Genomic DNA, 21,055 nt, shown 5'->3' on the forward strand with positions numbered 1-21,055 from the left:
TAATGAAACAATGGAAGATAGGTAGACTATCTGCAGGGGTTGGTCTAATATTACTTGGTACATTGCTCATAATTGCAAGAATACAGAACTTATACTATTTTGAAATTATAGAAAAGTGGTGGCCAGTTTTAATAATATGCTTAGGAATTGAGCTTGTAGTAGGAGCATTCTTAGCAGGAAATCCTAAACTTAGTGTGACGGTAGATGGTAAAAGTGTCTTTATTGCTATAATTATAGTTGTTTTTGTTTTTATAAGCAGTGGGATAAGCTTTGCTGCAAAAAATGGAATTTCAATCTTTAACGGAAATGGCATATCTATAAATGCTTTTAGCAATGAAAAGATAGTATCAAATAAGATGGAATTCCAATCGAAAAAATCTTTGACATTAGAAAACAAGCAAGGAAAGATTTCTATTGATAAGAGTGATAATGATAAGATCGAAATTGAAGCAAATATTTCTATTGGCTACAATAATGAAGCTGTTATAAGTGATTTACAAAAACAAGCGATAGAATTTACAGATGGAGAAAATCTTGTAGTAAAAACAAACTACAACCAAAACAAACAAGATGGTGCAGTCAAGAAAATAGATTATATAATAAAATTACCTAGCTCTGTAAAGTATGATATCAAAAGTTCTTATGGAGATGTTGTAGTTTCCAATATTTCTAGTGATGGAAAGGTTGACCAGTCAAGTGGAAGCACTAATATCAGTAATATTAAAGGCAACATCGAAGTAAATAATAAGTATGGATCGGTGAAGATTGATACTTTAGAGGGTAATTTAATTGTAAGTTGTAATAATGGAGAACTTAATGTACTTAATGTAAAAGGAAAGGTTATAAGCTCAAATGCTTATGGATCAACAAGTATAGAAAATATAAGTGAAGATTTAGAATTTAAAGGTTCAAATGGAGCGTTTACTGAAAAAAATATTAGTGGATTCTCAAAAATATCAAGTAAGTATGGAGATGTAAATATAATTAATCCATTAAAAGGTGCAAATGTAGAGGCTAATAATGGTACTATAAAACTAGAAAGCAATAAACCTATAGAAGGTGATGTTACTATATATAATGCCTTCGGAAATATAAATAGTAGAATTATAAAGGAACAATCAGCTAAAATTAAGTGTACTACAAAGAGTGGATCTATAACTAATAATTTTGGATTATCTAGTGATAATAAAAATATTTTAGAAGGCGAAGTAAATGGCGGTAAGTTTCTTTTCATGATGGAAACAAAAAATGGTTCTATAAATATAAACTAGCAAATAAAAAACTTGGTGATTTCTTGGAATCTATAAATTTTAGTTGAAGTAATTAGGCTTAGTATGTAATAATGTTTTTAGATAGATTTTGAAAGGAGTTACCTTAATGCCAGTAAGAAAGATAGTTCAGTTAGGTGATGAGCATTTAAAGAAAATATCAGCACCTATTAAAGAAATAAATGCAGAAACATTAGCAATAGTAAAAGATTTAAAGGATACATTATATTCTGTAGATGGTGTTGGACTTGCTGCACCTCAAATTGCAGTCAATAAAAGAATTGTATTTATTGACCTACGAGATGGCTCAGAACCAATAGTATTAATTAATCCGGAGATAACATTTAAAGAAGGCAAAGAAGAAGGATACGAAGGATGTCTAAGTTATGTTGGATATGAAGGATTAGTTGAAAGACCTAAAAAAGTTAAGGTTAAAGCACTTAATGAAAAAGGTCTAGCTGTAGAGTACGAAGCTACAGGGCTTTTAGCAAGATGTTTTTGCCATGAGATAGACCACTTGGATGGAATTATGTACGTTGATCAAGCCATTGAAATGTACGAGTTGGTTGACGAAGAAGAATAAAGTAAAAATAAATTTTATTTGCATGCTGGATTTTACTCATATAAATTCGTGAATGCAGATACGCAAAAAAAAGTCGCTGAAGATCGTTTCAGCGACTTTTTTATACCTAAAATTTATTTTCTGATGTTTTATTCAAAAATAGTTGAGCTAGATTTTTATTGTCTTCAACTATAGTTTCTATTATTCTTTTGCTAGCAGGATCAAGATTATGATTATCTTCAATAAATCTATCACCCATAGTAAACCCAGTTTTACAGGCTTTATAAGCTTCTGAAATCACTTCTTCATCAGAATTTACAGTAAGATTCTTTAATTTTTCATATATTTCGCTCAATTTACCAGTAATGCCCAGACCCTCTTTTGGGACGCCTCCAAGTTGTTCTATTCTTTCTCTTAAAATATTACTATGGCTTAAATAGGTTGCTTGAACTTGTAAAAAGCATTGTTTTAGGCTATTGTCATTGGCTTTATGTTGTAAATTTTCAAAGGCTTCTATTCCCATTTGAATACCTTTTAGAAAACGGTTTAATTCTAATACTATTTCTTTTGATGGAGCTTCAACTGACACAGAAATCACCTCCTATAAAGTAAAATATTTAGAATTTGTTTATATTTTAGTTTTAGCAAAAAAAATGTATTTATGCCTTTGATTTAAGGAATACTCTAGTTAATAATATAAGTTTAAAAGATATTATGAGAAAGTTTGTTTAGAAATAAACAAACTATTTACTAGTGTAACTTATTATTGTATACTAGTGTATATACATTGAAAAGGGGAGACTTATAATGAATAAAACAAAAAATTTAACTTATATTTCAGTACTTATAGCTTTAGCAATCATAATACCAATTACTTTTGGATTTGCAACGGTTAACATACCGCCTTTTACAGCTACTATAGCATCTCATGTTCCTATGTTTTTAAGTATGTTTGTATCACCTTTTGCTGCTGTAGCAGTTGGGTTAGGTAATGCAATAGGATTTTTTATAGCAGGAAAACCTATATGGGTAGTATTAAGAGCATTGATGCATGTATTTGTAGGACTTGCAGGTGCATATATGATTAAGAAAGGTGTTTCGTATGGCAAGACAGTAGTATTCACATCTCCTATACATGGAATACTAGAGGCCTTAGTAATTATGCCTTTTCCACAATTCAAATTTCAATATTTGGTGGTAACTGTACTTGTTGGAACAATAATTCATCACTTTATAGATGGTACAATAACATATGTCTTAGTAGAAGCTATATCTAAGGCTACTAGAAGAGATTTCAGAAAGGTTTTGTCTTCAACTTCTAGATAAAAAAATATGAAGTTATTTTTAAGTTTGAAGTGTTTTATTTTTGAGACAGATATTATATTTAATATAAAAGGTCGCCAATTAAGGCGGCCTTTTATATATTTAGAAGTAAATCTAGATATACTAAGAAATTATTGAGTTGAACTAACTATAGTATCTAAATAATGAGTTATACTATCTTGCCATGAAGGCATTTTTATACTAAAACAGTTATATAAAAGACAAGTATTCATTGCAGTAAATTTAGGTCTAGGAGCAATGTTTGTAATAGCTGCTGTAGATAGAGGTAGAACATTCTTCTGTATATTAAAATAATCGAAGGCATATTTTATAACCTCTTGCTTTGAGGTATATCCTTCGTTTACGCAATTATATACTCCATAAAAATCAGAAGTTATAATTTGAGACACTGAATTACACAAGTCCTCTATATATGTTGGATTTATAATAGCATCTGAAATTAAAAATATAGGAGCATTTGCTTGAGATAATGCTTTCTTTATATAGCAATCATTTCCTCCAAAACACCAAGAAGTTCTAATTATAAAATACTTGCTACATATGGTACGAATAAGTTTTTCAGCAGCAAGTTTAGATTTTCCGTATATATTTATTGGAATGCATTTATCAGTTTCAAAGTATGGAGAATGTTTTTCGCCACCATATACATAAGCAGATGAAATGTAAACAATAGGAATGGATAAATTATTACATGCATAGGCTACATTTAGTGTTCCAAGTGTATTTACAGTATAGGATTCAGTTTCATGGCTTTCGCAGAAATCTATATCAGACAATCCGGCAGCTTGTATAACTATATCTGGTGAAGATGACTTGATAGTTTGCAAAACTGAATTTTTATCAGTTATGTCCAAATCATTTTTGTCTAAAGGTATGATTTCATGTTGGTTTTTTAGATAGTTGGATAGGTAATTCCCGATATTACCGTTTGAACCTAAGACCATTATTTTCATAAACTCACCTCATTACATTGGTTTAATTATTGTAATAGTAAATATATTTATTTTGTAGGATAATTAAATTGCTTAGTTAGATCCTATTTGGAACTGGTCTATCTATAGATGAACCACTTCATAATTAAACTTATATTTTCAAATTCTCCTCTCAGAACCCAAAGGAGTTTTGGAAATAGTTTTCGGATTGAAGTGCTTTATCTTTATAGTTACTTAAATCATACTTGTACAAAATATGAATTTACATTAAATTATATGAAATATAATATAAGTTTATTGACAACAATTGTATAAAATTAATATAATTTTTATTTAAAGATATAGGAACATTTAATAAAGGTTAAACATATTGATTTAATACTATTTACTGGTAAAATTATAGTTGCTGTTTATGTATACTAAAGGCGGTGGGATTATGATAAAAGAAGAACAATTAAGTTATGAAAAGGAACACTTAAAAGAGACTAAGCAGTGGCTTGAAGATGCTGCTTATACACAAGGTAATGAAGAACAAAAGCTTTTAGATAAAATAGGGAAATTAAAAAAAGCATCCAAAGGAAAGTACAACGAGGAACTAGAGACTGAAGAAAAAATATATAATATTGTTCACAAGAATCTTGAAAGATACAGAGAATCTATTGAGCAACCATACTTTGCTAGGATTGATTTTAGAGAGTATAGGAAGAAGGAAGAAGTTTTTTATATAGGAAAATTTGGGCTAGGAGATATGACTAAGGGAGAAGAGTTAGTCATTGATTGGAGAGCTCCCATAGCAGATTTATATTATAGTGGGACACAAGGAGATGCATATTATAGAGCGCCTATTGGGGTAGTTCAAGGGGAACTTTCATTAAAACGAAAATTTCTCTTTGATCAAGGAGATATAAAAGATATTTTCGATGAGGGAATAAATGAAATAATATTAAAAAGTGCAATAGATGATAGCGGTGAAAATGCATTAATTGATGAATTCTTAAAAATAAATCTAGAACAAAGCACTGGACGAAAGCTAAAAGAAGTAGTTGCAACAATACAAAAAGAACAAAATGAAATTATAAGGGCTGAAAAGAATGCACCAATAATAGTGCAAGGATCAGCAGGGTCGGGTAAGACTACTGTGGCGCTCCATAGGCTTGCTTATTTACTTTACAGATATAAGGAAAAGTTAGATGGTCAAGACATTTTAGTGATAGCTCCTAATAAGCTTTTTTTAGATTATATATCTGAAGTTTTACCGACTCTTGGAGTTGGTGAAGTAAAGCAAAAGACTTTTGAGGAATTTGCTATAGATTACTTAAAATTAAAAGGGAAATTATATTCAAAGGATAAAAAGCTTCAGAATGTGTTAGAAAATGAAGACTCTGAAGAGGTTAAATATATAACTAATTCTAGTAAAATAAAGGGATCTATGGTATTTAAGTCTATTATGGATAGATTTCTTCTTATATTAGAAAGAGAGTCTTCAAATATGGAAAATATAACGATTCAAGGTTTTACAATCTTTGAAAAAACAGAAATAAAGAGGCTATATGTACAGGATATGAAACATATGCCTATTAATAAAAGAAAAGATGAGATAAAGAGATATTTTTCCTTAAAGTTGAATGAAAAACTAATGAAGGTTATTGAAAAAATAGACTTTCAGTATGAATACCAAATTTCAAGAATAAAAAAGCAAATGGATGATTGTCCTGAGAGAAGGCAAAAGCTAATAGAGATATATGATGAAAGAGATTCCTTTAAAAATAAGATAAGAACAGAAGGTAAAAATGAGTTTGATGCTTATTTTGATAACTGGAAAGGTATTGATACTAAGAATTTATACAAGAGGTTATTTAAAGAAGAAGAACTCTTTGATGAATTAACAGATGGAGTCATACCTAAAAAACTTTGGAGCTATATAGTTGAAACATTAGAAAATGATGATGTACAAGGAGTTATTGATAGTGATGATATCGCTCCACTACTATACTTAAAGCTTATGGTGGAGGGCGTTCCTGACGACAAGAAATATAAACATATAGTTATAGATGAAGCTCAAGATTATTCGCCGTTGCAGATGTGCGTAGCATCTATGTTAGCTTTAGGTAACTCTATGACAATAGTAGGAGATTTAGGACAGGGAATATACTATTATAAAGGAATTGATCAGTGGGAGAAGCTTATTGATGATGTATTTAGAGGTGAATGTACCTACATACCTTTAACTCAAAGCTATAGATCAACCATAGAAATAATAGAATTTGCAAATAAGGTATTAAAGAAACAAAAAAATAATCTTAAGCCTGCAACCCCTGTGCTAAGGCATGGAGAAGAACCTAAAATTATAAAATATGAAAATAACAATGATTTTGCAAAGGAAACAGATGCAATTGTAGATAAAGTTATAGGTAGTGGCAAGAATAGCGTGGCTATAATAGGAAGGACCTTTGATGAATGCAAGAAAATAAGAGATATAATGAAGAAGAATTCTATTTATGATTGGACACTCATAAAAGAAGCAGATAAAAATATAAAATTAGATAAAATAATAATACCTTCCTATTTAACTAAAGGATTGGAATTTGACTGTTCTATAGTGTTTAATTGTAATGATCAAATATATAGTGATAACGAGCTTGATAAGAAGCTATTATATGTTGTTTTGACAAGAGCCCTTCACTATCAGTACGTTTTTTATAATGGCAGTATTAGTAACCTACTTAGTTAGGATTTATATATTTTTTGTTAAAGTCTATTGAAAAAGAAAAGCAAATGTAAATGTAAGTTTATAATTAGCTTTAATAAATTAAATATAAAAAAAACTCCCCTAGGCCTTATATGTCCAACATGTATTAAAATGATTTGGAATTGGTGCATTTTTAATAGGGGAGTTTTAATAGTGTAATTATAAAGTATATAACTAAATGTGGTAATATAATACGAGTTTTTAGTAACAAGAATATAGCTGTATATCATTTGGATAAGTGTGGATGAGATTGTAAAATACAAGCTTCTATGGTACAATTTATGTGGTTTTTATTTTATTACAGTTATGGAGGTAGTACAATGAGCGTAGAAAATATTAGAGATAATATATATTGGATCGGTGTTAAAGACGCGGCATTAAGAGTATTCGATATTATAATGGAAACAAAAAAAGGTACAACCTATAACTCATATCTTATAAATGATGATAAGATAGCTGTAGTTGATAGTGTTAAGAACGGATTTTATGATGAATTTAAAGAAAATATAACTAATATAATAGGTGGGAAAGCTGTAGATTATATAATAGTTCAGCATACAGAATTAGATCATAGCGGATCAATCATAAGACTTATGGAAGATTATCCAAATGCTAAAATAGTTGGTTCAAGAGCTGCAATAAATTATCTTAAAAATATTGTTAATAAGCCTTTTGAAGCTATTGAAGCTAAGGAAGATTTAAATTTGGGTAACACTACTTTAAAATTTATATCAGCTCCTAATCTTCACTGGCCAGATACGATATTTACTTATGTAGAGGAAAAAGCTCTTTTATTCACCTGTGATTTCACTGGATGTCATTATTGCCCTGAAGGAGCATTAACTGATAATTTTTCAGATGATTACTTTGAAGAAATGAAATACTATTTTGAAGTAATAATGGGACCATTTAAAAAATTCGTAAAACAAGCACTAACAAAAATAGATGGTCTTAACATAGAGATAATTGCTCCTAGTCATGGACCGTTACACGTAGCAGATGCAAAAAAATACTTGGATCTTTACGATAAATGGGCTACAGTGGAGACTGTTGAAAAGAATATTCAAGTGTTTTACATATCAGCTTATGGAAACACAGAAGCTATAGCTAAGTATGTTTCAGAAAAGATAGGAGAAAAGGGTATAAAGGTTGAGGTTCATGAAATAACTTCAATGCCTATAGAAAAAGCTGCTGAACTTATAGATAATAGCTCTGCTTTTCTTATAGGATCTCCTACAATAAATCAAGATGCTGTTAAGCCATCATGGGATTTGTTATCATTGGTTAACCCAATAATAAACAGATCAAAACCAGCTGCGGCTTTTGGTTCTTTTGGATGGAGTGGAGAAGGTGTGCCAATGCTGACTGAAAGGCTTAAAAGCTTAAAATTAAAGACTATAGACGGACTTAAGGTGAATTTTGTACCTTCTGAAGCAGACTTTAAGAATGCAGATGAGTTTGTTGAAAACTTCATGAGCTTAGTTTAAAAAATAAAAGAACACTATCAAATCTATAGTGTTCTTTTACTGTCTTAAAAAAAGTCTATTTTTAGAATAGATGTATTAATTTATGGAATTATAATACATATAAACACTTAGAAGAAAACTTTATTTAAAATTTATAATATATGAGGAGATTTTTTTATGAGTAATTTAGAAGATAAGGAAATAATGTCTTTTAGAGATGAGGATGGAAATAAGGTAGATTTTGAAGCTGTTGCTAGGATATATTTAGAGGAACAGGAGTACTTGATACTTTCACCGCTTGAAGAAGATGCAGATGAGGAAGATGCATTTATATTTAGAGTAGATGAAGTAGAGGGTAAAGAAGAATATAACCTTGTAGAGGATGATAAAGAATTTGAAGCTGTAAAAAAAGAATATAAGAAATTATTGTATTAATTAATGGAGGGGAAATAATGAAAAAATCAGAAATTATTAAGTTTTTAAGCGAAAATGAATTAGTGGATATTCAAGAAATCGAGTATAAGGAAGGTCTTGTATTAAGATTCTTCTATGATTTCGATAGTGATGAATTGAGCGCGGCTAAGGCTTACTCTAATGAAGAGAGTGATCATGAGGAAGAAAGTGAAGAGTGGTATTCAGAATTCTTTTTACCTTATTTGAGTGATATAGCTCTAGATAACGTAAGTGATGTAATTGATGAAGCGAATGAAGAATTTGAGGTTCAAGCTCAGTTTGTTTCTTATGATATTGATCCTTCCAATTACAATTACAATGAATTTATAGCTGTATTCTTCGAAGAAGATAAAGATTTGGATATAGATGATGTTATGGATGAATTAGGTCTATAGAAATTCGATTTTAAAGTTTATATGTAAGAAATAAAGTTCATACCCTATAAAGCCTCTTTAGTTAATTTCTAAAGAGGCTTTTTAGTGTCCTAAAAATTTATAGTACATATTTTAAACCCCGACAATATTAAGCTATATTTTTATAAAGTCCTCTCAGCCTCTTCTTTCCTAAGCGGCTCTTCCCTAGATACTTTTTTAGTAGATATTTTTGTTGTTTAACTATTAGCTTGTCCAAATTTTCGCTTAGTTTTATTACCAAAATATTAGTAGGTGATAAAAAATTAAGAATAAAGTTTAGTAAGATTTTTCTCCTGATAATTTTTTTTTCCAATCTGTAAGAATACATAAGCTTATCCTCCAATCCAATCAAAATTATTAACTTATTAGTAGCGTAATATTATTATAACAAATTTTGTATTTTTGTAAAAAAGATTTATAAGTCAAATTGTTACAATTAACGCTATAAAATCTTAACAAAATACTGCAAAACGCATAAAGCAACAAGTGGCAATTTATGTAAAAGTCTGCAAATGTAGAATTTTACATAAATGTAATAAAATGAGATTGTAGAATTTCGTCTAAAGATTTGTTGTTGATAAATGGTTTATAGAAAGGTAAAATAAAAACTAGACACATAATTAATTTTTTATCATGGTTAATCGAACCCTTATCGTGTTAAATACCTGTTAAATTTTTTGATTATGAATTATTGAACTTAAGAAGGAGAATTTTAATGAACATTGAGGAACTAATTGAAAGAATTAATTTTTTATATAAGAAGAGTAAAGAAGAGGGGTTAAATGAACAAGAAAAAGAAGAGCAGCAAGAATTAAGAAGAGATTATATAGAAAGAGTAAAAAGTAATTTTAGAGCACAATTAAATACAATTGAACCTAAAAATTTAAAGAAATAATGAAGGATGATATTTTATGGGTATTGTAACCGTTGAAAAATTAGTTAAAGATTTTGATTTTGAAGTACTAGTAGAAGGTGAAAAGAATATTCCTATAACAGTAAGTGACATAAATAGACCTGGTTTACAACTTGCAGGATTTTATAATTATTTCGCTCCAGAAAGAATACAAGTTATTGGGAAAGCCGAATGGAGCTTTTTAGATGATATGGGAGTTGACCTTAGAAAAAAAAGAGTTAATAAGTTTTTTAGTTTCGATGTAAGTTGTCTTGTAATTACAAGAAGTTTAGATCCTCATGAAGAGCTTATAAAGGCTGCTCAAAAGAACAAAACATGGGTTTTGAGAACTGAAATGATGACAACAAAGTTTATGAGTAAGACTACTATATATTTAGCAGATAAAATGGCTCCTGAAACTAGACTTCATGGAGTGTTAGTTGATGTATATGGTATAGGAATTTTAATTACAGGTGAAAGTGGAATTGGTAAGAGTGAAACTGCTCTTGAACTTATAAAAAGGGGACATAGACTTGTCACTGATGATGCAGTTGATATAAAGGAAATAGATGAAGATTTAATAGGAACATCACCTCATATTACTTTCGGAATGTTAGAGGTTAGAGGTATGGGAATAATTGATGTGTCTGCGCTTTATGGATTAAGTTCTGTACTAGCATCGAAGGAGATAAAGCTTGCTATCCATTTAGAACATTGGAGAGATGACGGAGATTACGACAGACTAGGAATTAATGCTGAATTTGTTGATATCTTAGGAGTTAACATAAGAAGAATGAGAGTACCTATAAGACCAGGTAGAAATATTGCTGTAATAATTGAGGCAGCAGCAGCAAATTATAGATATAATCTTATGTCAGACACAACTCCAGTTGACATAATTGAAAACAGAATGAATAAAACAGAAGAGTAGTTCACATAAGTTTTTTATTTCATGTACATAATAAATAGAGCATTAAAAAAAGGTGATATTTATGATTGTATATGATATTTGTGATAATTTAGCTGTAGTGGACCAATGGGAACTAGAAAGATCTTATTATTGGATCTGTTGTGATCAAAAGGAAATTCATAAACTTGAAGTTATATTCTCTGCAGAAACTATTGAAGAGTGCCAAAATTTTAGACAATATCCTAGGATAGATTATTATAAAAACTATTCTTTTATGGTTTTTAATGCACTTGACAATGAGGAGTTAGAGATAATTCCTAGAGAGATTGATATATACCTAGGTAAAAGTTTTATTGTTACTGTTTACAAAAATGAAGTGAAACTTATATCTAACCTAATGGAAGATATTGAGAAGGATAAAAATTGTTTTATATTAAAAGAAAATTGTAAACCTTACATAATCTTATATTATATTCTAGATAGACTTATAATTAATAATTATAATATTATTGCAGATTTAGAGACAGAAGCTGATAGAATAGAACTAGATATATTAAAATCTCCTAAATCAAAACATATAAATAAACTTGTATCGTTAAGAAGAGAGAGTTATAAATTAAGAAAGCTTCTTAACCCTCTTAGATATATAGGGGATGCTTTGTTACTTAATGAGAATAATGTAATAGAGCATGATCATATGTATTTATTTAAGAATTTAAACGATAAGATAGAAAAGTTATTAGCTTCCATGGAGAGTCTAGCTCAAGATCTTGCTATGGTAAGAGAAGCGTATGAAGCTGAGATAGGTATCAGGACAAATGAACTTATGAAAGCTTTTACTATAATAACTGCTGTGTTTCTTCCTTTACAGCTTATAACTGCCATTTTTGGAATGAGTTTTGAACATATTCCTTTTAAAAATGATAGATTTGCCTTTGAGGGATTGATTGGTACCATGGCATTTTTAGTGGTAATTTTAATGGCTATATTCAAGGGGAAAAAAATACTTTAGTGTTTTATATTTTAAGATGAGTTTATAATATTATTATTTAACAATATTATGTAACTATTATTGGTATATAAGGAGGGCAAATATGACTAAGAAGGCATTGACTAGGGAAATCCCTAATGCTTGGGATAAATATTCTGATGAGGATATTAAAAAAGTATTTGAAGTAAGCGATAGATATAAACAATTTATGTCAGCTTGCAAGACTGAAAGAGAGTGCGTAGATGAATTTGTAAGAATGGCTGAGGAAAAAGGCTATAAGGATTTAAAGGAAATTATAAGAAATGGAGAGACTCTAAAGGCTGGAGATAAAGTTTATGCAAATAATATGGGCAAAACTTTAGCTATGTTTGTTATAGGAAAACAATCGTTTGAAAAAGGTCTTACGATTCTAGGAGCACATGTAGATTCACCGAGATTGGACATAAAACAAAATCCACTATATGAGGACTCTGAATTAGCTCTTTTAGAAACCCATTATTATGGTGGAGTAAAGAAATATCAGTGGGTAGCTATTCCTCTTGCTATACACGGTGTGGTTGTGAAAAAAGATGGTACTGTTGTAAATGTAGTAATAGGGGAAGATGATAACGATCCTGTAGTTGGAGTTTCTGATTTACTTATACACTTGTCAGCTGACCAGTTAGGTAAGAAGGGGGACAAGGTTGTAGAAGGAGAAGATTTAAATCTTTTAGTTGGAAGTAGACCTATAAAAGATAAAGATGCAAAAGAAAAAGTAAAGGAAAATATACTTGTTATATTGAATGAAAAGTATGATATAACAGAAGAAGATTTTGTTTCAGCAGAGTTAGAAATAGTACCTGCAGGTAAGGCAAGGGATTATGGACTTGATAGAAGTATGGTAATGGCATATGGACATGATGATAGGATATGTGCATTTACTTCTTTTGAAGCAATAGCAAAGATAGATGAAACAGAGAAAACTTGTGTTGCATTGTTTGTTGATAAAGAAGAAATAGGTAGTGTAGGTGCTACTGGCATGCATTCAAAGTTTTTTGAAAATATAGTTGCTGAAGTTATGGATAGAACAGGAGAATATAGTGAGCTTAAGCTTAGAAGATGTTTAACTAATTCAAAGATGCTTTCTTCTGATGTTAGTGCAGCTTTTGATCCGAACTATCCATCTGTAATGGAAAAGAAAAATGCTGCTTTCTTTGGAAAGGGAATAGTATTTAATAAGTACACAGGCTCAAGAGGTAAGGGTGGTTGTAACGATGCCAACCCAGAATTTATAGCAGAGATAAGATCTATAATGGATAAGCATAATGTTGCTTGGCAAACTGCTGAATTAGGAAAGGTGGACCAAGGTGGTGGTGGTACCATTGCGTATATACTTGCAGAGTACAATATGGAAGTAATCGACTGTGGTATTGCACTTCAAAATATGCATGCTCCATGGGAAGTTGCATCCAAGGCTGATATATATGAAGCAGTTAGAGGTTATGAAGCTTTCTTAATAGAAGCGTAGTTAATAAATTTGAGATTATTATAAAAATAGAGGGTTAGGCTGAGGCTTGATCCTCTATTTTAGTTTCTTAAGTATTAGATTTATTGGAAAATCATAGAGTTCCTAATTCATCTATTAAGTTATGCATGCATCATAATCTCCAGAAGCCGCGATTATCAAACATGTATAACTTAAGTTTTCGTAATGAAATCCTTTATATATGAATCAGCCCAAAGTAAGATTTAACTAAGTAATTTAGTGGTTAATAAAATTAGTAAATAAATTTTGTAGATTATAACTAGGTATCTATAGTAATACAATTAGAGTATAAGAAATTTTATTTATCCTAAGAAGTAAAGTAAGTAGTTAATATGGTTAAAATAGCATATTTATGAACAAAAAAGTTTTTTGAGAATATAATAAAATAAACTAATGAGGGAGGAATAATTATGGACAAGTCAAGATTTAGAAATTACGGACTATGGGTTTCAATAGCAGCATTAATTCCTATGGTTTTGCAGGGTTTTGGATTAGATATACTTCCTTCAAATTATAAGGATATTATAAATGCACTCCTAACAATACTTGTAATGGCCGGAATATTAAACGACCCAACTACAACTGCAAAATGGTTTTTGGATGATAAAGGGAAGACTGAAGGATCTACAACAGAAGAAAAATATGATAAAATTACTGAGGCAACTATATCCAGAGAAAACAATGAAATTAAGTAAAGTACTATTAGAGTAAATAAAAAGAGATTCTTTGAAAAAAGAATCTCTTTCTAAAGGGATAAGTAAACCTAAGATTTTTTGTTGAATAGAGAAGTATAAAGTTTTTAAGCTACTATAGCTTATATATTTCATTTAGTTTGAAAAGTTTCTATAAACAGCCATGAACTTATTAAAATCATCTTCGTCTATAGACATATCACCTATATCACCATGCTTAGTATCTCCTTCGGCTATTCCATGAAAATCAGAGCCACAGGTGAAAATAAGGTTGTTATTTCTACAAAGACTTACCAAGTAATCTTGATCTTTTTTAAAGTTCATAAAATATACTGCTTCCAAACCATCAAATCCAAGTTTCAATAAGTCCTCAGGAGAATTTTTCTTAAGAAGTATTGGGTGAGCAAGTATCACTACTGCATTATATTTTTTTAATAATGCAATTCCTTCTTCCACAGTAATGATTTTATTTGGTACATATGCAGGACAATTATTTCCAATAATGTTATCAAATATATATTCCCAACTATAATTATATCCAGCTTCAATTATGCTTTGGGCAATATGAGGTCGCGCTACTACACCTTCCCCTTTTTCTAATACCTTTTCATAATCAAGTTCTATATTAAAATGGAGTTTTAATTTATCCACTATACTTTTAGCCCTAGCTACTCTGGAGGTTTTAAGATCTTTTAGAAAGTTTTGTAAGCTTTCAGCTTTATAAGAGTCATCTCTAAAATAACCTAATACATGAACACTTTCTTTATTATTACATGATAGCTCAATGCCAGGAATCAGCTTAATGCCACAAAGCTTAGCTGCCTCTAGAGCTTCATCTATTCCTTCGGTATTATCATGGTCAGTTATGGCCAAATATTCAATTCCTTTTGATTTTGCTCTCATTACTACTTCAGTTGGTGACATCTTGCCATCAGAAGAAGTTGTATGACAATGAAATTCTGCTTTTATATTCAAAAGAGTATCATTCCTTTCAATACTATATATTTTTCGGTGTTTTTTGATATAATGATTTTAACATACATTACTATAGAGTTCCTAGATTAACTTTTAATTTATTCATGTCTCATAATTATCAGATATAATGATTATCTAAAAGGTATAAGTTAGGGTCTAATAAAATTTATTATATAAAACGCAAATAGGTATATAATTATAGATGTACCAGTTTGAACCGAAATCTATTTTCAAAACTCTTCTGTGTTCTGAGAAGAGAATTTGAAGATATAAATTTAAGTATGAAGTAGTTCATCTATAAATAAACCAGTTCCAAACAAAACATATAGTTGATAATCTTATTAACATTATTAGTTAATATAAGTATCCTAGTTTTGTTATATAGAACTGGATTATCTATACATATAAGCATATAGACTTATGAAATATAATACATAGGTGTAGAATACAGGAGGCAATACATGGTAGATGGTGATAAAATAAGGAAAGCAGCAAAACTAATAATTGAAGCTATAGGTGAAGATGTAAATAGAGAAGGTTTAATAGAAACTCCTGATAGGATAGCTAGGATGTATGAGGAAATATTTTCAGGTATAGGAGAAGATGCAGAAAAATATCTTTCTAAGCAATTTACTATAGAAAGAAATGATTTAGTGCTAGAAAAAGATATAAGCTTTTATTCTATGTGTGAACATCATTTTTTACCTTTTTACGGGAAAGTGCATATAGCATACATACCAGATGGTAAAGTTACTGGGCTATCTAAATTGGCTAGAACGGTTGATGTATACTCTAAGAAGCCTCAATTACAGGAGAGACTTACGGAAGAAATTGCAGATGCTATTATGAAATACTTAAATGCTAAAGGAGTAATGGTTATTATAGAGGCTGAACATATGTGTATGGCTATGAGGGGAATAAAAAAGCTAGGTAGTATTACTGTTACTACAACCTGTAGAGGTGAATTCATTAATAGTAATCTTAAAAATGAAGTACTTAGTCTTATAAAATTGTAGGTTGGTTAAATATAGTTGTATATTATTAAGAAATTATGGTGATTAGATGGAGAGAGTTAATTATATATTAAACAGTCCTAAGTATAAAGCATATCTCTCGCAAATTGAAGCTTGTGAGGCTGATAGAATATACTGTAAACATGATTTAAAGCATTTTCTAGATGTTGCAAGGATAGCTTATATCATGGTGCTAGAAGAGCATATACAAATCTCAAAGGAAGTAGTATATGCTACAGCTATATTACATGACATAGGGAGATTTAAGCAATATGAGGATGGGACACCTCATAATGAGGCATCTTATGACATTGCTAAAGCTTTATTGAAGGAAGCAAACTTTGATGAAGTAGAAAGTGATAAGGTACTTAATGCTATTTTAAATCATAGAAATGATAAACAGAGTGGTTTTGATTATATATTATACAAAAGCGATAAAATTTCAAGGGATTGCTATGCATGCAAGGCAACGCTTACTTGTAATTGGAATGAAGAAAAAAGAAATTATAATATAAAATATTAATTTTTTACTTAGAGGTGGTAATGATGTACATAGGAAATAAGGAATTTATTATTGGCGATAGAACCTATATAATGGGGATTCTTAATTTGACACCAGATTCATTTTCAGATGGGGGGAAATTCAACTGTTCTCAAAATGCAATCAATCATGCTGAAGTTATGATAGCTGAAGGAGTAGATATAATTGATATAGGTGGAGAGTCAACAAGGCCTAATCACGAAGCTGTTGATGAAAAGGAAGAATTACAGAGAGTTATTCCAATTATTAAAGCTATTAGAGAAAAGTTTGAGATACCTATATCCATAGATACATATAAAGGAAAAGTTGCGGAAGAAGCTATAAAGGCTGGCGCTAATTTAATAAATGATGTTTGGGGATTTAAAAAGGATAAATATATTGCAGAAGTAGCCGCAAAATATGATGTGCCTTGCTGCCTTATGCACAACAGAGAAAATACTGACTACGGTGATATAATAGAGGATATGATAGAGGATTTTAGAGAATCTATTGATATAGCGCTATCTGCTGGTGTAAAAAAAGAAAATATAATACTAGATCCAGGCATAGGTTTTGCTAAAAACCATGAGCAAAATTTATATGTAATGAATAACTTAGAAAAGTTTAATTGTTTGGGATATCCTTTGCTTTTAGGTACTTCTAGAAAATCACTTATAGGAAATACCTTAAACTTACCGGTGGATGAAAGGGTTGAAGGTACTGTGGCTACGACTGTAATAGGTGTAATGAAAGGATATGATTTTGTAAGAGTTCATGATGTAAAAGAAAATAAAAGAGCAGCGATGATGACTGATGCAATCGTGAGAAATAGATAAACTTAGGAGGATAAATAGATTGGATAAGCTTTATATAGAAAACCTGGAGTTGTTTGCACATCATGGTGTATTTGGTGAGGAAAAATCCTTAGGTCAAAAATTTATAATATCACTAGAACTTTTCTTCAATTCAAGAGAAGCCGCAATTACGGGAGATTTAACTAAATCAGTACACTATGGAGAACTGTGTCATAAGCTTGAAAAGGAGTTTCAAAGGGAAAGCTATGATTTAATAGAAACAGCTGCAGAAAAAACTGCAGAATTTATCTTGAGAGAATATACGGTATTGGAAGCTGTTAAAGTTACAATAAAGAAGCCATGGGCACCTATAGGCAAACACCTAGACTATGCAGCTATTGAAATATATAGAAAATGGAACAAGGCGTTTATAGCATTAGGTTCTAATAAGGGTGATAAAAACTCTAACCTATTAACTGCTATAGACATTATAAGCAAATCAGGACATACTAAAGTAAATAAGGTGTCTAATTTTATTACAACGGAACCTTGGGGATATGAAAATCAGGAAAAATTCTTAAATGGTGCTGCTGAAATATCAACTATACTGTCACCAAGAGAATTAATTGATTATTTGTTACAAGTAGAAAGTGAGCTAAAGAGGGAAAGAATTATAAAATGGGGACCTAGGACCATTGATTTGGATGTTTTAATTTATGACGATGTAATCTCTTCAGATGAGCATATAGTAATTCCCCACCCAAGAATGCATGAAAGGTTATTTGTAATAGAACCGCTAGCGGAAATTGCACCTTACGAATTTCACCCAATACTTAGAAAAAGAATATATGAGATAAAAGAGCAATTACTTAGCAATTTGAAATAAGAAATTTCTATTCTTAATTTCAAGTTATTAAACAAATATATAGATTTTCTAATCATAGATAGTGTATCCAAAAGCTAATTGTTTTGGATACACTTATTTATTTTAAATTAATACTGAAATTACTTGTTAAAAACATATTTGCAGAAAGAATCTAACCTGTATGCCAATGGAATGTTATCCATACTAAGATAATCTTCTTCAAAAACACCATCCCAAGGAAAAACGGAAACCACATTTTCATCATATACATTAATAACGTACTTATCATCTGATATCTTTATAAAAAGCTTGTATTTTGGTTTTTCTGGAAGATTAGCAGGCTTCTTTATGAAGTTATCATTCTTTAATGATTTTATGAAATCTATTAAAACTTTATCATCTTCCTCTTTTGCCGGTAGTTCCTTATAGACATCTGTGTCAAAGGCAGAAATCTCAAACTTATTGTTACTTATAAGCTTGTACAATTCTTCTGTATAGTAATGGTTGGATGGTTTCTTTTTTAAGTTTATGTACTGAGAGTCAGAACATCCTATAAAGGTTAATGAAATAATTAATATAAGAGTTAAGGAAAGAAGTTTTTTCATGAGACCTCCATAAACATATTATTACTTTAAAATAATATGTAACTAGACACGTTCATAGAACATTTAATTGAAATTTGAATAATATATATAGATACAAATTTTTAGTAAGGTCTTTTACATAGTGCTAGATAAGGAGGAAAGCATATTGAAGTATGGGCTTGATATAGAAAACAAAGTTGTTTCTTCATATGTGAATGAAAGGTTGATAAAAAATAGACATTCAGTTGTAAATTTTCAGGAAGATAGTAATAAGTTATTTGGAGAAATTTTATTTAGAAAAGCTTTATTGGCAAATCAAACTAGAGTAGATTTGTATATAAATATTGAAAACAAACAGACTGAAGTTGATTTAGTAGATATATATGTGAGCAAAAGTGAGGGGATATTAAATTCTTTAGTACAGCTTAGAGATAAAATGAAAAGTATTGGTTTTGATGAAGTTAATATTAGGGATGGGTCAAGTTTATATCTATGCAAAAAAATAAAAGCACCCTCAGTAATCATTAGAATTAAATCACATACTATAGATATTGGTACTGAAGAATATGCTAAAGAATTGTCAGATTGGCTAATTAACATATTTAGTGAAAAGTTATAAATCCAAAAATGGCTCAGATTACTTACAGAATAGTTTAAGTGTATTTTGTAATTTCCAAAAGCATTGAAAGTTTATCAAGTGCATCAGTAAATTACTACTTAAATTTAAACTAAAGGAATCTGAGCTAGTGTTTTATATGTTAATTAATAATAAATTGTTACTTAAATATTAGACATAAATATATCTTTTTTTTAATATTATAGATTGAATTAATTTAATCTAGAAGGGGTAATATGCTTACTATTGCAACAGTTGGACCTAAAGTCAAAACTCAGCAAGAGATAAAAAGGTTGATTGAGGAAGGGGCAAATGGGATAAGAATCAATTTTTCGCATTGTGATTACGAAAATGTTAAAGATATCATTAGATACATAAAAGATAATTTTCAAACAATAAATATTATAGGAGATATACAGGGACATAAAATAAGAGTAGGTAGATGTTTTAGAGAAGTAAGAAAAACTGCAAAAGGTGAAATAGTATACTTTTGTTCAGAAGATAGATATGAAGAAATTCTTAAGGCTTGGAATGGACGAAAAGAAGTTTTGATTCCTTTAACTATAAAAGAACAGGATTTATTAGATTCTCAAATGAAAACTGTATTTATGAAAGATGGAAGTATGGAATATACAGTGATAGGTAGAAAAGATTCAATGCTACAGTGCAGAGTTGTTTGTGGTGGTATAGTTAGAGCAGAAAAAGGATGCAACCTTCCAGGACTCAATAGACAAACTAGAGATATTAGTGACAAGGATTTGAAGGATATTAAATTTTGCATAGAGAATAAAGTTGATACTATATTATATTCATATATTTACGATGAAAAGGATATAGTAAAATTCAAAAGTGCTATAAGTAAGATAAATATGGAAAAAGGTTATGAACCTAGGTTATGGGCAAAGATTGAAACTGAAAAAGCTGTAAACAATATAAAAGCTATATCAGAAAAGGTGGATGGAGTGGTACTTGGGAGGGGGGATTTGCTCCCAGAAACCAATATATATAAGATGGCATTATACCAGCATAATTTTATAAGAGCTATGAAAAACAGTGATAAAGATGTTATAATTGCAACTCATGTATTAGATTCATTGAAAGAAAATTATAAACCAACAGTAAATGAAATGAATGATATATTCTATTGCATAGGAGGGGGAGTAAGTGGTTTCATGCTTACAGGCGAAACTTCAGTGGGGAGAAATCCTGTGAATGCAGTTATAGTCTTAAAAAAGGCAATAGATTTTTATACAAAAATATTCAAAAAAAGTTAAGTGAGTATTCTTGGGTTCAGTTTGTAGACTGATAATTTTATAATGGAATTCATATTTTTAAGGTTAACTACATTTAATTATAGAAATTGCATGGAAGTTTAATCATAATGTAAGAGAAAACAAGATGAGGAGTATTAATTCATCTTGTTTTTTTCTTATATATAGTACAAAAAACTAAGTTGATAATTCTGCTATTTATCAATGATAATTTTAGTTA

The 21,055-nt window shown here is 29.8% G+C and carries 23 protein-coding genes; 18 read left to right on the forward strand and 5 right to left on the reverse strand.

The window, feature by feature from the left end:
- The first annotated feature begins 2 nt into the window (after window positions 1-2).
- A complete protein-coding gene (locus bsdtw1_RS05255; protein WP_183276557.1) occupies window positions 3-1,271 on the forward strand; it encodes a DUF4097 family beta strand repeat-containing protein in 1,269 nt (422 codons plus the stop codon).
- Between the two features lie 106 nt (window positions 1,272-1,377).
- A complete protein-coding gene (gene def, locus bsdtw1_RS05260; protein ID WP_183276558.1) occupies window positions 1,378-1,851 on the forward strand; it encodes a peptide deformylase in 474 nt (157 codons plus the stop codon).
- 106 nt (window positions 1,852-1,957) lie between these two features.
- Here the strand turns inward: def and bsdtw1_RS05265 are convergent, their stop codons facing one another.
- A complete protein-coding gene (locus bsdtw1_RS05265; RefSeq protein ID WP_183276559.1) occupies window positions 1,958-2,419 on the reverse strand; it encodes a DUF2383 domain-containing protein in 462 nt (153 codons plus the stop codon).
- A 218-nt stretch (window positions 2,420-2,637) separates the two neighbouring features.
- Between bsdtw1_RS05265 and bsdtw1_RS05270 the strand changes: the two genes are divergently transcribed.
- Window positions 2,638-3,156 carry an ECF transporter S component gene (locus tag bsdtw1_RS05270; RefSeq protein ID WP_371874658.1) on the forward strand — a complete coding sequence of 173 codons (519 nt, stop codon included), beginning with the start codon at window positions 2,638-2,640 and terminating at the stop codon, window positions 3,154-3,156.
- 128 nt (window positions 3,157-3,284) lie between these two features.
- Here the strand turns inward: bsdtw1_RS05270 and bsdtw1_RS05275 are convergent, their stop codons facing one another.
- Complete coding sequence (locus bsdtw1_RS05275) at window positions 3,285-4,127, reverse strand: SDR family oxidoreductase (protein ID WP_183276560.1); 843 nt, start codon at window positions 4,125-4,127, stop codon at window positions 3,285-3,287.
- Window positions 4,128-4,542: 415 nt separating this feature from the next.
- Between bsdtw1_RS05275 and helD the strand changes: the two genes are divergently transcribed.
- The 4 genes from helD to bsdtw1_RS05295 all read left to right on the forward strand — a co-directional run bounded on the left by helD (window position 4,543) and on the right by bsdtw1_RS05295 (window position 9,169).
- Complete coding sequence (helD, locus tag bsdtw1_RS05280) at window positions 4,543-6,837, forward strand: RNA polymerase recycling motor HelD (RefSeq protein WP_183276561.1); 2,295 nt, start codon at window positions 4,543-4,545, stop codon at window positions 6,835-6,837.
- Between the two features lie 338 nt (window positions 6,838-7,175).
- On the forward strand, window positions 7,176-8,342 hold the full coding sequence (locus bsdtw1_RS05285; protein WP_183276562.1) for an FprA family A-type flavoprotein: 1,167 nt from the start codon (window positions 7,176-7,178) through the stop codon (window positions 8,340-8,342).
- Between the two features lie 156 nt (window positions 8,343-8,498).
- Window positions 8,499-8,756 (forward strand): DUF1292 domain-containing protein, encoded by a 258-nt coding sequence (locus bsdtw1_RS05290; RefSeq protein WP_183276563.1) that lies wholly within the window; start codon window positions 8,499-8,501, stop codon window positions 8,754-8,756.
- 17 nt (window positions 8,757-8,773) lie between these two features.
- The gene (locus bsdtw1_RS05295) at window positions 8,774-9,169 is read left to right on the forward strand and encodes a hypothetical protein (RefSeq protein ID WP_183276564.1); all 396 of its coding nucleotides are present in this window, start codon (window positions 8,774-8,776) and stop codon (window positions 9,167-9,169) included.
- Window positions 9,170-9,296: 127 nt separating this feature from the next.
- Here bsdtw1_RS05295 and bsdtw1_RS05300 read toward each other — a convergent pair whose 3' ends face one another.
- A complete protein-coding gene (locus tag bsdtw1_RS05300; protein WP_183276565.1) occupies window positions 9,297-9,515 on the reverse strand; it encodes a hypothetical protein in 219 nt (72 codons plus the stop codon).
- A 387-nt stretch (window positions 9,516-9,902) separates the two neighbouring features.
- Between bsdtw1_RS05300 and bsdtw1_RS05305 the strand changes: the two genes are divergently transcribed.
- From bsdtw1_RS05305 to bsdtw1_RS05325, 5 genes are all read left to right on the forward strand, one after another.
- Window positions 9,903-10,082, forward strand: coding sequence for a DUF896 domain-containing protein (locus bsdtw1_RS05305; RefSeq protein WP_183276566.1), 180 nt, complete (start codon window positions 9,903-9,905; stop codon window positions 10,080-10,082).
- Window positions 10,083-10,098: 16 nt separating this feature from the next.
- On the forward strand, window positions 10,099-11,010 hold the full coding sequence (gene hprK, locus bsdtw1_RS05310) for an HPr(Ser) kinase/phosphatase (protein ID WP_183276567.1): 912 nt from the start codon (window positions 10,099-10,101) through the stop codon (window positions 11,008-11,010).
- A 61-nt stretch (window positions 11,011-11,071) separates the two neighbouring features.
- Complete coding sequence (locus bsdtw1_RS05315) at window positions 11,072-12,001, forward strand: magnesium transporter CorA family protein (protein ID WP_183276568.1); 930 nt, start codon at window positions 11,072-11,074, stop codon at window positions 11,999-12,001.
- Between the two features lie 82 nt (window positions 12,002-12,083).
- Complete coding sequence (locus bsdtw1_RS05320; RefSeq protein WP_183276569.1) at window positions 12,084-13,487, forward strand: aminopeptidase; 1,404 nt, start codon at window positions 12,084-12,086, stop codon at window positions 13,485-13,487.
- A 428-nt stretch (window positions 13,488-13,915) separates the two neighbouring features.
- Window positions 13,916-14,200 (forward strand): phage holin, encoded by a 285-nt coding sequence (locus tag bsdtw1_RS05325; protein WP_183276570.1) that lies wholly within the window; start codon window positions 13,916-13,918, stop codon window positions 14,198-14,200.
- A 132-nt stretch (window positions 14,201-14,332) separates the two neighbouring features.
- Here bsdtw1_RS05325 and bsdtw1_RS05330 read toward each other — a convergent pair whose 3' ends face one another.
- Window positions 14,333-15,172, reverse strand: coding sequence for a PHP domain-containing protein (locus tag bsdtw1_RS05330; protein ID WP_183276571.1), 840 nt, complete (start codon window positions 15,170-15,172; stop codon window positions 14,333-14,335).
- A gap of 461 nt (window positions 15,173-15,633) precedes the next feature.
- Between bsdtw1_RS05330 and folE the strand changes: the two genes are divergently transcribed.
- The 4 genes from folE to folK are packed head-to-tail and all read left to right on the forward strand — an operon-like array spanning window position 15,634 to window position 18,385.
- Window positions 15,634-16,188 carry a GTP cyclohydrolase I FolE gene (gene folE, locus bsdtw1_RS05335; RefSeq protein WP_183276572.1) on the forward strand — a complete coding sequence of 185 codons (555 nt, stop codon included), beginning with the start codon at window positions 15,634-15,636 and terminating at the stop codon, window positions 16,186-16,188.
- 46 nt (window positions 16,189-16,234) lie between these two features.
- Window positions 16,235-16,708: an HD domain-containing protein gene (locus bsdtw1_RS05340; RefSeq protein ID WP_183276573.1), complete on the forward strand. Its 474-nt coding sequence runs from the start codon at window positions 16,235-16,237 to the stop codon at window positions 16,706-16,708.
- A gap of 23 nt (window positions 16,709-16,731) precedes the next feature.
- Window positions 16,732-17,541, forward strand: a complete 810-nt coding sequence (gene folP / locus bsdtw1_RS05345; protein WP_183276574.1) for a dihydropteroate synthase — start codon at window positions 16,732-16,734, stop codon at window positions 17,539-17,541.
- Between the two features lie 19 nt (window positions 17,542-17,560).
- Window positions 17,561-18,385: a 2-amino-4-hydroxy-6-hydroxymethyldihydropteridine diphosphokinase gene (gene folK, locus bsdtw1_RS05350; RefSeq protein ID WP_183276575.1), complete on the forward strand. Its 825-nt coding sequence runs from the start codon at window positions 17,561-17,563 to the stop codon at window positions 18,383-18,385.
- 119 nt (window positions 18,386-18,504) lie between these two features.
- Here the strand turns inward: folK and bsdtw1_RS05355 are convergent, their stop codons facing one another.
- On the reverse strand, window positions 18,505-18,969 hold the full coding sequence (locus tag bsdtw1_RS05355) for a DUF4883 family protein (protein WP_183276576.1): 465 nt from the start codon (window positions 18,967-18,969) through the stop codon (window positions 18,505-18,507).
- 145 nt (window positions 18,970-19,114) lie between these two features.
- Here bsdtw1_RS05355 and bsdtw1_RS05360 point away from each other — a divergent pair, with 145 nt between their 5' ends.
- Together bsdtw1_RS05360 and bsdtw1_RS05365 are read left to right on the forward strand one after the other, a co-directional pair.
- Complete coding sequence (locus bsdtw1_RS05360) at window positions 19,115-19,567, forward strand: hypothetical protein (RefSeq protein ID WP_183276577.1); 453 nt, start codon at window positions 19,115-19,117, stop codon at window positions 19,565-19,567.
- Window positions 19,568-19,800: 233 nt separating this feature from the next.
- Complete coding sequence (locus tag bsdtw1_RS05365) at window positions 19,801-20,838, forward strand: pyruvate kinase (protein ID WP_183276578.1); 1,038 nt, start codon at window positions 19,801-19,803, stop codon at window positions 20,836-20,838.
- Window positions 20,839-21,055 lie beyond the last annotated feature (217 nt).

Source organism: Clostridium fungisolvens (assembly GCF_014193895.1).
Lineage (GTDB): Bacteria > Bacillota > Clostridia > Clostridiales > Clostridiaceae > Clostridium_AR > Clostridium_AR fungisolvens.

Bases quoted from the DNA above. Each gene is read 5' to 3' on its own strand.
- bsdtw1_RS05255 (WP_183276557.1), top strand. From the start codon at position 3: ATGAAACAATGGAAGATAGGTAGACTATCTGCAGGGGTTGGTCTAATA.
- def (WP_183276558.1), top strand. From the start codon at position 1,378: ATGCCAGTAAGAAAGATAGTTCAGTTAGGTGATGAGCATTTAAAGAAA.
- bsdtw1_RS05270 (WP_371874658.1), top strand. From the start codon at position 2,638: ATGAATAAAACAAAAAATTTAACTTATATTTCAGTACTTATAGCTTTA.
- bsdtw1_RS05275 (WP_183276560.1), bottom strand. From the start codon at position 4,127: ATGAAAATAATGGTCTTAGGTTCAAACGGTAATATCGGGAATTACCTA.
- helD (WP_183276561.1), top strand. From the start codon at position 4,543: ATGATAAAAGAAGAACAATTAAGTTATGAAAAGGAACACTTAAAAGAG.
- bsdtw1_RS05285 (WP_183276562.1), top strand. From the start codon at position 7,176: ATGAGCGTAGAAAATATTAGAGATAATATATATTGGATCGGTGTTAAA.
- bsdtw1_RS05290 (WP_183276563.1), top strand. From the start codon at position 8,499: ATGAGTAATTTAGAAGATAAGGAAATAATGTCTTTTAGAGATGAGGAT.
- bsdtw1_RS05295 (WP_183276564.1), top strand. From the start codon at position 8,774: ATGAAAAAATCAGAAATTATTAAGTTTTTAAGCGAAAATGAATTAGTG.
- bsdtw1_RS05300 (WP_183276565.1), bottom strand. From the start codon at position 9,515: ATGTATTCTTACAGATTGGAAAAAAAAATTATCAGGAGAAAAATCTTA.
- bsdtw1_RS05305 (WP_183276566.1), top strand. From the start codon at position 9,903: ATGAACATTGAGGAACTAATTGAAAGAATTAATTTTTTATATAAGAAG.
- hprK (WP_183276567.1), top strand. From the start codon at position 10,099: ATGGGTATTGTAACCGTTGAAAAATTAGTTAAAGATTTTGATTTTGAA.
- bsdtw1_RS05315 (WP_183276568.1), top strand. From the start codon at position 11,072: ATGATTGTATATGATATTTGTGATAATTTAGCTGTAGTGGACCAATGG.
- bsdtw1_RS05320 (WP_183276569.1), top strand. From the start codon at position 12,084: ATGACTAAGAAGGCATTGACTAGGGAAATCCCTAATGCTTGGGATAAA.
- bsdtw1_RS05325 (WP_183276570.1), top strand. From the start codon at position 13,916: ATGGACAAGTCAAGATTTAGAAATTACGGACTATGGGTTTCAATAGCA.
- folE (WP_183276572.1), top strand. From the start codon at position 15,634: ATGGTAGATGGTGATAAAATAAGGAAAGCAGCAAAACTAATAATTGAA.
- bsdtw1_RS05340 (WP_183276573.1), top strand. From the start codon at position 16,235: ATGGAGAGAGTTAATTATATATTAAACAGTCCTAAGTATAAAGCATAT.
- folP (WP_183276574.1), top strand. From the start codon at position 16,732: ATGTACATAGGAAATAAGGAATTTATTATTGGCGATAGAACCTATATA.
- bsdtw1_RS05355 (WP_183276576.1), bottom strand. From the start codon at position 18,969: ATGAAAAAACTTCTTTCCTTAACTCTTATATTAATTATTTCATTAACC.
- bsdtw1_RS05365 (WP_183276578.1), top strand. From the start codon at position 19,801: ATGCTTACTATTGCAACAGTTGGACCTAAAGTCAAAACTCAGCAAGAG.